This window comes from Henriciella aquimarina (assembly GCF_002088975.1).
GTDB classification, from domain to species: Bacteria; Pseudomonadota; Alphaproteobacteria; order Caulobacterales; family Hyphomonadaceae; genus Henriciella; species Henriciella aquimarina.
On sequence record NZ_NCST01000112.1, the window covers coordinates 62,466 to 74,830 of the forward strand.

The window sequence follows — 12,365 nt, forward strand, 5'->3', positions numbered from 1 at the left end:
TCAGCCAAGGAAATGCTGCCTGGCATCAAGGATGGCCGCGGCGGCGCGCTGCATGTCGCGGGCGGAATTGTAGTAGCCGGGGGTGACCCGTATGCAGGCCCCTGCGGTCACGCCGGTCCGGTGGACGGTGAAGACCTGGTGATGCTCCAGCAGGTAGGCGGCAATGGCCTTGTTCTCGTCTTCGCTTGCCATCCCGGAAAAGCGGAAGGAGGTGATCCCGGCATGCATGCGCGGATCGTCAGGTGTCAGGACCTCGACCCCCTCCACGCCCTGGCATTGCGACACCCAGAGGTCGCGGAGATGACTGAGGCGGGCCGCCTTTTCCGGCCAGCCCATCGTGTCCTGAAAGGCGAAAGCATCGGGCACGCTCATATAGGCGGCGAAATTGCTGGTGCCGGTGTGGACCCGGCCGTGAATGGAGTCGACTTCGCCAGGGCCTGCGGACATGTTCGGATCGATGTCGCCAAGACGCCCCTTGCGGATATACATCGCGCCTACGCCGATCGGGGCGCCAATCCATTTGTGCAGGTTGAAGCCGATGAAGTCCGCGCCGAGGTCCGGTGCGGTGAAGTCCATCTGCCCCCAGGAATGAGCCGCATCGACGACGACATCGACACCCTGTTCATGCGCCATCTCCGAAATCTCGCGCACCGGCATGACGAGGCCCGTGCGATGGCTGATATGGGTGAGCAGCAGGAGGCGCGTGTTCGGGTGGCTGGTCAGCGCGGCGCGATAGGTTTCGAGCACGGCGTCATGGGTTGCCGGTTCCGGTATGGCGATCTCGATGGTTTCGGCGCCAGCCTGGCTGGCCTTCCAGCGCATTGTGTTCATGACCGACCCATAATCGAGATCGGCCATCATCACCGCATCGCCAGGCTCAAGCCTGTTATAACCGGCAATGAGGTTCTGAAGCGCTTCTGTCGCCCCGCGTGTGAAGGCGATTTCGTCGGTACTTGCCCCAAGCCGCGTGGCGGTCTCTTCCAGGATGTCCATGAAGATCGGCCCATAGGCCCGGCGTGCAAAATAGGAGTTGTCCCGGTTCACGCGCTCGGTGTGCGCCTTGTAGGCATCCAGCACCGGGTGCGCCATCAGGCCCCAATTGCCGTTCTCCACATTGGTAATGTCGCCCGTCACATCATAATTCGCCGCGACCCTGGCCCAGTAGGCTTCGTCATCAGGACCCGCCGGGGCAGGAGGGACACTGGCGGACTGGGCCGTGGCGAGACCCGACACACCTCCGGCAAACGGGCTCGCAAGGGAAGCGGCGAGAAGGCTGCGGCGGGAAAGCTGTGTCATGGCATCACTCCTGGGAAGATCGGCGTGTCGGGTCCTATTAATCCGTCAGACTCGACAGTTTTGTGAAAAGCAGGCGGGGGACGTCCGAAAACGTCCCCCGGTGTAGCAATGACCGGCCCGGCAGAGGGGGCGCAACCGGTCCGGCCATGGCCACCAACTAGAATTTGGCATCGAGGCGGATGTAATAATTCCCGCCATCGGTGTCGTAAGGCGCATTGCGCGAATAGATCAGGCCTCGATTGGCCTGATAGGTCGCCTCTTCGGGGTATTCGTCGAAGACGTTTTCTGCGCCGACCCGAACGGAATAATTGTCCGTGACATTGTAGGTCAGGCCGATATCGAAGAAGGCTTTCGCACCGAAATCCTGATAGATCTGGCCATCGGCATTGTCGGAAAAGTCCGTCCATTCGCCATAATAGCGGACGCGCCCGAAGACTTCGAACGCCCCTGTGGCATAGGTCGCCGTCAGGTTCGCGGTATGCTGCGGCAGCTGTCGTTCATACCGGCGGTCCTCCTCGGCGGAGTCGGAGGTGGATTTGCGCTCATTGTAGTTATAGGCGCCGGTCAGGGTCAGATCGCCGGAGTTGAGCCCCATGCGGTAGCTGCCGACCACATCGACGCCCTGGACTTCATTGCCGTCCTGGTTCTGGAAGAAGGAGACGCTGTTGAACGTGCCGCCACCCGGCACACCGGCGTCCTGAAGCGCCTGACGCTCTTCCGGGGTCAGGGTGAACCCGCCCGAGCCGCCGATCGCGTCCGAGATCTCGACCTTGTAGAGGTCGACGCTGCCCGAGAAGCCGGCATTATTCTGGTAAGCCAGCCCCAGCGTGTAGCTCTCGGATTCTTCCGGCTCGAGCGAGGTCAACGTAACGCCTTCGCGCTGGGCGATGATCTCAGCCACCGGGCCTTCCGGTGAGAAGCGGCCATTGGTGAAGACTTCGAGCGTCGTCGTGTCGAGGCCCTGCGATGTGGACTCGGAGAACAGCTCGCCCGGGGTGGGGGCCCGGAACCCCGTGGAGGCCGTGGCCCGCACAGCCAGCTCCGGCGTAATCTCATAGCGTGTCGAGAGCTTGCCGGTGGTGGTGTCACCGAACTCGCTATAGTCCTCGAAGCGCAGCGCGCCGCCGACTGTCCAGGCCGCGGTCAGAGGGGCTTCGACATCGACATAGGCGGCATAGCTTTCCTGATCGAATTCGCCGGCCTGACGCGGCTCGAACCCACGGAAGCCGTTGGAGCCGGTTGGCAGGCCGTCGGCTGCGCCCGGCCCAATCGCCCAGGAGGCTTCGTCGCCTGCTCCGATCTCATAGATCTCTTCGCGGCGTTCGCCCCCGAAGGCGACGCTGACCGGAGAGGAAAGGCCAAGATCGGCCAGATAGACAAAGTCGGCGTTGATATTGGTCTCGCGCTGCTCGAGCGTGCCCATATTGAAGTTTGTCGGGCTGTCCGGGCCCAGCGAGGCGTTGATCGAATTGTACATGAAGTACTCGATCGTGTTGCGCCCGTGAGAGACGCTGAAATCCCAGCTGAAGTCCCCATCGGCCAGCGCGCCCTTCAAGCCAGCTGCCAACGCCAGATCCTCGTCCTCCTGGCCGAAGCGCGGGCTGAAGCCGGTCGGGTAGATGTCGGCAAGGTCCCAGCCCGGGAACGCGTCGGAGGTGTTGAAGACGCCAGAAGTCGGGTTGCGCCAGTTGAAATCCGACACGCCCTGGCCCTGATTGTAGGTGCCAAAGGCATAGCCGGTCACAAGCGGGCTGAACTCATAGGCGGCATCCAGAGCAAACCGGGTCGCATTGCGGTCTGGCTGACCCCAGTGTTGGACCGGGTTCGGCACGTCGAGGTCGGGATTGTTTTCCTGCAACTCGATGGCGTCAGGGCGCTGGCGCGAGCGGGAGGTGCGCTCGGCATCGTAATATTCGAGCGTCGTGACCAGGTGGCCAGCTTCGCCGAGGCCCCAGCCGGCCTGTGCGCCCGCCTGATAGTTGGTGCCGTCGCCCTCATAATACTGTGAGAACTGGCCAAAGGCGGAGTAGCCCGGTTCATCGTCGAGGATGATGTTGATCACACCGGCAATGGCGTCCGAACCGTATTGCGCCGAGGCGCCATCGCGCAGCACTTCTATTCGCTTGATGGCAAAGGACGGGATCATGGCGAGGTCGGTGCCGGCGCCCAGCAGGGCGGAGCGGTGGCGGCGCTTGCCGTTGACCAGAACAAGCGTGTGGTTCCGGCCCAGCCCGCGCAGCGTGGCCGGACGCACGAAGACGTTGCCATCGGCCATCGGCAGGCGCTGAACCTTGAAGCTTGGCACCAGCTGCGCGACCGTATCGAGCAGGTCTTCGGATGCCGTGCTGTCGATGGATTCACTGGAGACGACATCGATCGGCGCAAGCGAGCTAAACACGGTGCGGGCGGCTTGGCGCGTACCGGTTACGATGACGGTGTCGGCCACCAGCGATTCATCGCCAGCGTCTTCATTGGTCTTTTCGGCTTCCTGAGCGTAGGCGGCATGGCCCAGTGTCAGGCAGGAGGCGGTAGCGAGCAGCAGGGCTGCCCGAAAGGTTTGGCGGTACATTCTGAGTTCCCCTCAATCGGTTGACCGGTGCAGGGCATCGGCTCTCCTCGCCCTGCACTGGGGAAGACGGGGCGTGTCTCGCGTCTTGCTGCGCACACGTCATATTTCACGAAACATTCACATGCGGCGGGCCTGGCAGGGCGCCTCAGAACTGCGAGGTCAGCCGTGTATATAGAAGGCCGCCATCAGTATCGTACGGAGCGTTCCGTGAATAGATCAGCCCGCGATTGGCCTGGCGGCGGGCTTCATCCGGATAGACATCGAACAGGTTCTCGGCCCCGACCTTCAGGGCCAGTGCCTCGTTCAGGTGCCAGGTCAGACCGAGGTCGAAGAAGGTGCGGCTGCCGAAATTCTGGTAGTCCGACGCGATGTCGCCATTCACATCCGACCAGGCCCCGTAATGGCGCAGCCGTGCAAACCATTCGAAACGGTCGAGCGCATAGATGGCCGAGACGGCGCCGCGATGCTCGGGCACGGGATTCTCGAAGAAGGTGCGTTCGGCCTCGCTGGGGGACATGTCGGCCCGTGTCACATCGGTATCGATGGTCGTGTAGGCGCCGGTCAGGGTCAGGTCCCCGGGGCCAAGCTGATGCTCATAGGTCGTGACCATCTCGAGCCCGAGCGTGCGGGAGTCATAGACATTCTGGAAAAAGCCGACCGATGAGATGTTCGGGTTCATATTGGGGGCGAGCGCGGCCAGCTCTGCGCGTTCGGCGTTGGTGAGCGTAAAGCCGCCGACCAGGTCGAAGCGGTCATGCACATCGATCTGGAAAGCATCCACTGTCACGCTCAGCCCACCTGGTCCGCGATAACCAAAACCGAGCGAATAATTCTCCGAGCGTTCCGCCTCGAGCGGTTGGATCGTTACATCCTCGCGTCTCGATATGATTTCAGCGATCGGCCCAATCGGCGAAAAGCGGCCGCGTGTCGTGATGTCGAGGGTCTCGGTGTCCAGCGCCTGGCTGGTGCGCTGGGTATAGACCTGTCCGGGGGTGGGCGCGCGAAAGCCGGTCGAGACAGTTCCGCGAAGCACCCATTCCGGGGTGAGCTCATAGCGCCCCGACAGCTTGCCTGTCAGCGTGTCGCCGAAAAGGGAGTAGCTCTCATAGCGAAGCGCGCTGCCAAGCGTCCATGCGCGCGTTACCGGCCACTCAAGGTCGACCCATGCGGCAGAACTGTCCTGCTCGAAAGTGCCGGCCTGTTCCGGCGAATAGCCGGGAAACCCGTTCGAGCCGGGCGGCAAACCGTCCAGCGCGCCCGGGCCCACCGCATAGGAGGCAAGATCGCCGGCTTCCACGGCATAGCGCTCCCGCCTCAGCTCGATGCCGGCGGCCAGGTTACCAGGGCCGGCAGCACGATGCTCGGCGACGGCACGTCTGACATCGGCATTGAAAACCAGCTCCGTCTCTCGCAGTCGCCCCGGCTTGAACGCGGTCGGACTGTCCGGACCGAGCGAGGCATTGATGCTTTCTTCGAGGCGATAATCGATCTCACTCAGCCCATAGCCGAGGCTTAAATTCCATTCGAGACCGTCGCCGGTCTCGCCGCGCAGGCCGGCAAAGGCCGATCCGTCGATTTCGTCCTGGCCAAAGCGTGGGGTGAAGCCAACCGGATAGACGTCCCGCAGGTCAAAGCCGGGAAAGGCCACGCTTTTGTCGAAGGCATTGGCGACGTCCGGGTTGCGCCAGTTGAAATCGGATAGCCCGTGCGTCTCGCCCAGCGTGCCGAACAGATAGGCCTTAGCGCCAGCGTTCACCGCGACCTCTCCGTTCCAGCCCATGCGCCAGCCGTCGCGTGCCGGCTGGCCCCAGCGTTGAACCGGATCGGGGACGTCGAGATCCGGATTGGCGGCCTGGAAGGCGATGGCGTCAGCGCGCTGGCGCGTGCGCGAGGTGGGTGAGGTGTCGAAGAGCTCGGCGCTGAGCACGGCGAAGCCATGCGCCCCGATTTCCATTCCGCCGCGTGCCCCGCCGCGCCAGGCGGTCCCGTCGCCTTCATAGTAGGACGAGTATTGCGCAAATGCGCTGGCTCCGGGGGCGTCATCGAGAATGACATTGATCACCCCGCCAATCGCATCCGAGCCGTACTGTGCCGAGGCCCCGTCGCGCAGCACTTCGACCCGTTTGATCGCCGTGATGGGGATCTGGGAGAGGTCGACGGGCTGTCCATTGGAGGTTTCGAGGAAGGCCGAACGATGACGCCGACGCCCATTGACCAGGACAAGCGTCTGGTCCGAACTCAACCCCCTCAGCGCTGTCGGGCGGTTGAAGATATTGCCGTCATTGAGCGGGAAGCGGAAGGCTGTGAAGCCGGGGAGGGACTGGGCGAGGCTGTCGAGCAATTCGTCAGACGAGGCGCGCGAAAGATCCTCCTCGCCGATCACGTCGATCGGGGCGAGCGAATCGAAGGCTGTGCGCGCGGGCGCCCGCGTGCCCGTCACAATGACGGGTGCTTCCCGGCGCACCGGGTCCGGCCGGCGGACAGGCGCAGCGGGATCCCTCTTTCGGGGCAACCCGCCGGCAGGCTTCTCTCTTGAGGCCTCACTCGCCAGGATGGTGACTGTGCCGGCATCGACCCGCTGTATACGTAGGCTGTGGCCTTCAAGGAGACGGGCCAGCGCCTCCTCGAATGTGTAGCGGCCGCTGACCGGCGCTGCCTCGCGCCCGGCGATCAGGCTGGATGTGAAAAGGATGTTGGTGTCGTAGAGCTCCGAGAGGGCTTTCAGGGCAAGATCCAGCCGCCCGGTGTCCAACTCGACGGACTGGGTGTCCTGACTTGTCTGACCGGCAGGAGACTGCTGGGCCCATGCCGGTGGCTGGAGCCAGAGCAAGGCCGCGCTACAGATCGAACAGATGGCCACCTTTGCAAGCACGTTGCGCTGCTCCGCACACTCCATTGCCGGTGGCAGTAGCATGCGAATTTTGTGCTTCTGTAACGGTACTGTCAGATAAGTGCGCCCAATCGCAGCACCCTGAGACTGTCAGGTTCCGGGGGGCTATTCCTGGGCGTCGTACTGGGCTTGGGCGGCTTCGATCTCGGGCAGGTGATGAAATGCCCATGTCCCGACTGCCTGGATCGGCCCGGCCAGCGAATGGCCGAGTTCCGTCAGCTCATAATCAACCCGGGGCGGGATGGAGGGCGTAACCGAACGGCTGACAAGGCCGTCTCGTTCGAGATTGCGCAGGGTCAGCGTCAGCATCCGTTGTGATATGCCGTCGACGCCGCGTTTCAGTTCGCTGAAGCGCAGGGATTGCTGTCGCAGCAGCATGATGACCAGCACGCTCCACTTGCCCGCGATGCGCGAGAGGACTTGCGACACGCGCAGGCACTCGGCGGTATGGCGGATCGGCGGCTCGTCGGTATCGTTCATGTGACCCCGGTATCATTGGTGTGCCGTCTTGCGGCGCCTGAGATGAGTCTCTCATATACCAAGTTACAAAGAGGAACCAGATGCTGATGCTGCCGGACCGCTTCCGGCACGTCCGTCAAACCTCATCGAAACGAGGCCAGATATGAGCGTAACGATCGATCTCGAAAAAGCCCTCTATCCCGATCTCGGCGACCGACGCGTCGTCATTGCCGGCGGCACGGGCGATGTAGGAGAGGGCCTCGTGCGTGCCTGGCTGAAGACAGGTGCGCATGTGATTGTACCGTCACGGACCCAGGGCAAAGTGGATGAGTTTCGCCAGGTCCTGTCAGATCTTGGCCCGATTGAGCGACTGGACTTCGTGGTCGGTGATTATACCGGCTTCGCCTCCGCTCAGGAGACGGCCGAGCGTATCACGGCCGACCACGGTCCGGTCACCGATGTCGTCGCCTCGATTGGCGGCTGGTGGCAGGGCAAGCCCTTGTGGGAGGTCTCCGAAGCGGAGTGGCAGCGCTATTTCGTCGACATGACCACCGCCCACGCGGCGACGGCTCGGGCTTGGGTTCCGCGTCTGTCGAAAACGGGCAGCTATCAGCTGATCCTTGGCGGCAGCGCTGTCATGCCTGTGCGCGGGGCTTCGATCATCAACATGCAGCAGGCAGCCCTTCTGATGATGCGTCATGTCCTGTCGGTCGAGGCCGGTGAAAAGCAGCGCATCGCTACGCAGATACTCGGGCCAGTCATCACCCGGGCGCGTGAGACCTATGAGCCTGACTGGGTGTCGAACGACGAAGTCGGCCTGGTCACGACGGGCATAGCCGCCGATCCGGCCGCAACCGATCACGACTATTACGCCTACAACAAGACCGAGATGCTGGAGGGCCTGCAGAAGCTCGGCGTCTATCCGAACTGAGGGAAGGGCTTCGGCAGCGCGCATGAATTTTCCGGGCCTCGTTTCCCGGAACCATATCAACAAGAAGCCGATCAAGGCGAAGGAGAGGAAGACGACATGGCATCAACAACACAGACTGAGGCGCCCAGCGATACCGCTGCCGCGTCAAATCCATCCCAGCAGGAACTGGTCGAGCGTGCACGCAGGCTCGCACGCGTCGCTGAAGAGCGCGCCGAAACGACCGAGCGTGCTCGTCGGGTGCCGGATGAAACGGTCGCCGCCATGTTCGAGGCAGACCTCTTGCGGCTTGTCCAGCCGGTGCAGTGGGGTGGCATGGGCCGCCGGCCGCGCGATTATAACGAGATCATCTACGAACTCGCGCGTGGATGCGGCTCGACCGGCTGGGTCTATTGTGTCCTGGCGGGCCATTCCGACCATCTGTCTCACTACCCGGAAGAAGCGATAGCCGATGTCTGGGGCGAAGACCGGACTGTGTTGCTGTCTTCAGCCTTCGCGCCGACTCTCAAGGCGAAAAAGGTCGAGGGCGGCTATCAGGTCAAGGGCGACGCGCCTTTCTCCAGCGGTTGCGATCACGGCCAGTGGGCCCTGTTGGGTGGGCTTGTGTTCGGCGAGGATGGCCCGCCGCTTCACCAGATCTTCCTCATTCCGCGAACCAACTACGAGATTGTCGATGACTGGTTCACGCTGGGCCTCGGCGGGACCGGCAGCAAGACCCTGCACATCGAGGGGACCTTCGTGCCTGACCATCGGGCGATTGACCTGCCCGATGCCCTGGCGATCGGCTCTCCCGTCTTCGGGCTGCAGAGCGCCATGCTGGGCACCGCGCGGGGTGGGATCGACAGCTTTATCCGCACGATCCGCAACAAGCCTGGCAAGGCAGGCGGCCCGCCACCGGCCCAATCGGATCTCTTCCAGTCGGCAATCGGTCAGTCCCTGTCTGAGGTGACCTATGCCTGGGAGATCGTGCAGAAGGTGACCGCTGAGAATGAACCGCTCGAGGAGCAGAAGATTCCGTATCCGGCAGATCAGATCATCCGTAATCGCGGGGCCATCGCCCTCGTCAGCAAGATGTGTCTGTCCGCCGTCGAACGTGTTTTCGAGCTCAGTGGTGGCAGCGGCGTGTTTGACAACCGCCTTTCGCGCGCCCTGCGCGATGTCAGGACGGCGGCGAACCATGTGGCGCTCAACGCCATGTCGGCCTCCAAGACGACCGGCGAACTGGTACTGGCCCAGCCAGACTGAGGCCCGGGGCAGGAGAAAGGCGGCCCTCGTTCTATGTGCGGAGCACCAAGCGAGGGCCTCCGTCCAATGCGCCCTGTTTCCCCCCTCGGCTCTGTTACCGGACAGATTCATCGCTATCTTCACGATCAGGTAGATTGATCGAAGAGGTAGCAATGAGCGATGCGCGGACGCGAAATACAAACATCCGCAGGGTTGGCGGTGCATTGCTGGCATTTGTCCAGCAGATCGAGACAGCCTATGAACGCAGTGCAAGCTCAAACAAGCTGCATCCGACAGACTTCCGCGCCATATGCCTCTTGAGGGCCAGCCGAAAGCCGATGAGCCCCAAGCAACTCGGTGCCGCTCTCGGGCTGGCGCCTGGGGCCGTCTCGGCGCTCATCTACCGCCTGGAAGTCGGGGGCTTCGTCTTTCGCGAGGCGAACCCGGCAGAACCGCATGGGCTGAGAACGGCGGTGCAAAATTAGACCACGGTAGCGCCGTCGTATTGGCGGTGCGGGCGGCGTAAAAGTCGTCCACTTTTTCCCTTCTTGCGGCAGCAGGGAGGGCGAGGAGATTTACACCGTGGAACTTTATCTGAAGGTCAGGCTGGCGCGCAGCGAGGGGATGAGCCAGCGGGATCTGGCGCGCCATTTCAACATATCGCGCGACAGCGTTCGCAAGATGTTGGCGTTCTCATCGCCGCCGGGATACCGGCGCACGAAGGAGATCAAGCGTCCCAAGCTTGATGGGTTCAGCGAGATCATCGACGGCTGGCTTGAAGAGGACAAGAAGTTGCCTCGCAAGCAGCGCCACACAGCGAAGCGGATCCACGAGCGGCTCAAGGCGGAACACGAGTTCACCGGCGGCTATACGATTATCAAGGACTACGTTCGGCAGCGTGAACGACGCACCCGTGAGATGTTCGTGCCGCTGGCGCATCCGCCGGGCCATGCGCAAGCCGATTTTGGCGAAGCGTTGGTTGTGATCGGGGGTGTCGAACAAAAGGCCCACTTCTTCGTCCTGGATTTGCCGCACAGCGATGCCTACTTCGTGCGGGCCTATCCGGCGGCGACGGCGGAGGCCTGGATGGACGGGCATGTGCATGCCTTTGCCTTCTTTGGCGGGGTGCCTCTGTCGGTTCTCTATGACAACGACCGTTGCCTGGTCTCGAAGATCCAGCCGGATGGGACACGGGTCCGCGCGACGCAGTTCAGCGGATTGCTGTCGCACTACCTGTTCCGAGACCGCTACGGGCGGCCGGGCAAAGGGAATGACAAGGGCAATGTCGAGGGGATGGTGGGCTACGTGCGCCGCAACCACATGGTGCCGATCCCCCACTTCCCGGATTGGGAGAGCTTCAACGCCTACCTTGAAGAGCAGTGCCGTGCCCGTCAGGGCGACACCTTGCGTGGGCACACGGAGATGATCGGCGCGCGCCTGCAGCGGGATCTGGCCGAGATGCGCCCCTTGCCAGCCGCCCCCTTTGAGGCCTGCGCACAGGCCAGCGGCCGGGTGAGCTCCCAGTCTTTGGTCCGCTACAACACCAACGATTACTCGGTCCCCGTGGCCTATGGCCATCAGGATGTGTGGGTGCGGGCCTATGTCGATCAGGTGGTGATTGGCTGCCGTGGGGACGTGATCGCACGCCATCCGCGGTGCTACGCGCGCGAGGACATGGTGTTCGATCCGATCCACTACCTCCCGCTGATCGAACGCAAGATCAATGCTTTGGATCAGGCTGCGCCCCTTGCGGAGTGGGACTTGCCAAAAGAGTTCGACACGCTGCGCCGCCTGATGGAAGCGCGCATGCTGAAGATAGGGCGCCGCGAGTATGTCCAGGTGCTGCGTCTTCTGGAGACCTTCGGCATGGAGGAGCTACACGCCGCCGTAAAGCAGGCCCTGAAGATGGGCGCGGTCGGCTTTGATGCTGTGAAGCATCTGGTTCTGTGTCAGGTCGAGAAGCGGCCACCACGGCTCGACCTCGACGTGTACCCCTACCTGCCACGGGCGCGGGTCGAGACGACCTCAGCGGCCAGCTACATGTCCCTGATGTCGGAGGCTGCGGAATGACCCATGCCCCCGAAATCCTGCTGGAGCATCACCTCAAGAGGCTGAAGCTTCCGACATTCCTGCGTGAGTATCAGAAGGTGGCGCGCCAATGCGCCGCCGAGGGCTTGGACCATGTCCAGTTCCTGACGCGCCTGGTCGAACTGGAGCTGATCGATCGCGAGCGACGGATGGTCGAGCGCCGCATCAAGGCGGCCAAGTTCCCGGCCACCAAAAGCCTCGACAGCTTCGACTTCAAGGCAATCCCCAAGCTCAACAAGATGCAGGTGCTGGAACTGGCGCGCTGCGACTGGATCGAACGGCGCGAGAACGTGATCGCCCTCGGCCCAAGCGGCACCGGCAAAACCCACGTCGCCCTCGGCCTGGGGCTCGCTGCTTGCCAGAAAGGGATGACGGTCAGCTTCACCACCGCCGCGGCCTTGGTCAACGAACTGATGGAGGCGCGCGACGAGCGTCGCCTGCTGCGGGTCCAAAAACAGATGGCCAACGCCAAGCTGCTGATCATCGACGAATTGGGCTTCGTCCCTCTCTCCAAAACCGGGGCCGAGCTGCTCTTTGAATTGATCTCGCAGCGCTACGAGCGCGGGGCTACGCTGATCACGAGCAACTTGCCCTTCGATGAATGGACGGAGACCTTCGGAACCGAGCGCCTGACCGGGGCGCTCCTCGACCGGCTGACCCACCACGTCAACATCCTCGAGATGAACGGCGAAAGTTATCGCCTGGCCCAAAGCCAGGCGCGAAAAGCCACCAAAACCTCCTGACCGACAATCCATGACTTGGCCCTCACGGGCCAAGGCGGCCAGTCAACCGCCAGCTATTTGGGGAGCGCGGTCGACTGGCCGCCAGCGCTCTATGCGCCCTTCACGCCCAACCCCAAAGTGGCCTACTTTTGCGCCGCCCTTTGGTCGGGTTTTACTCCGCCGTTGACA

General features: G+C 62.8%; 9 protein-coding genes. 5 read left to right on the forward strand and 4 right to left on the reverse strand.

The genetic code is table 11. The annotated features are described in order from the left end of the window. The 4 genes from B8784_RS17015 to B8784_RS17030 form a co-directional block, all read right to left on the reverse strand. The gene (locus B8784_RS17015; RefSeq protein WP_084399087.1) at positions 1-1,296 is read right to left on the reverse strand and encodes an aminotransferase class V-fold PLP-dependent enzyme; all 1,296 of its coding nucleotides are present in this window, start codon (positions 1,294-1,296) and stop codon (positions 1-3) included. 157 nt (positions 1,297-1,453) lie between these two features. After that, the gene (locus B8784_RS17020; RefSeq protein WP_084399088.1) at positions 1,454-3,865 is read right to left on the reverse strand and encodes a TonB-dependent receptor plug domain-containing protein; all 2,412 of its coding nucleotides are present in this window, start codon (positions 3,863-3,865) and stop codon (positions 1,454-1,456) included. A 145-nt stretch (positions 3,866-4,010) separates the two neighbouring features. After that, entirely contained in the window at positions 4,011-6,779 is a 2,769-nt protein-coding gene (locus B8784_RS17025; RefSeq protein WP_084399089.1) for a TonB-dependent receptor, read from the reverse strand. A gap of 81 nt (positions 6,780-6,860) precedes the next feature. Then, the gene (locus B8784_RS17030) at positions 6,861-7,235 is read right to left on the reverse strand and encodes a winged helix-turn-helix transcriptional regulator (RefSeq protein WP_084399090.1); all 375 of its coding nucleotides are present in this window, start codon (positions 7,233-7,235) and stop codon (positions 6,861-6,863) included. 142 nt (positions 7,236-7,377) lie between these two features. Between B8784_RS17030 and B8784_RS17035 the strand changes: the two genes are divergently transcribed. The 5 genes from B8784_RS17035 to istB all read left to right on the forward strand — a co-directional run bounded on the left by B8784_RS17035 (position 7,378) and on the right by istB (position 12,197). Beyond that, positions 7,378-8,145: an SDR family NAD(P)-dependent oxidoreductase gene (locus B8784_RS17035; RefSeq protein WP_084399091.1), complete on the forward strand. Its 768-nt coding sequence runs from the start codon at positions 7,378-7,380 to the stop codon at positions 8,143-8,145. A 96-nt stretch (positions 8,146-8,241) separates the two neighbouring features. Then, positions 8,242-9,387 carry an acyl-CoA dehydrogenase family protein gene (locus tag B8784_RS17040; protein ID WP_084399092.1) on the forward strand — a complete coding sequence of 382 codons (1,146 nt, stop codon included), beginning with the start codon at positions 8,242-8,244 and terminating at the stop codon, positions 9,385-9,387. Between the two features lie 152 nt (positions 9,388-9,539). Next, positions 9,540-9,851, forward strand: coding sequence for a MarR family winged helix-turn-helix transcriptional regulator (locus tag B8784_RS17045; RefSeq protein WP_143435606.1), 312 nt, complete (start codon positions 9,540-9,542; stop codon positions 9,849-9,851). Positions 9,852-9,948: 97 nt separating this feature from the next. After that, the gene (gene istA / locus B8784_RS17050) at positions 9,949-11,436 is read left to right on the forward strand and encodes an IS21 family transposase (protein ID WP_169712612.1); all 1,488 of its coding nucleotides are present in this window, start codon (positions 9,949-9,951) and stop codon (positions 11,434-11,436) included. Next, positions 11,433-12,197: an IS21-like element helper ATPase IstB gene (gene istB / locus B8784_RS17055; RefSeq protein WP_084396756.1), complete on the forward strand. Its 765-nt coding sequence runs from the start codon at positions 11,433-11,435 to the stop codon at positions 12,195-12,197. Before istA ends, istB begins: the two co-directional genes overlap by 4 nt. Positions 12,198-12,365: the final 168 nt, after the last annotated feature.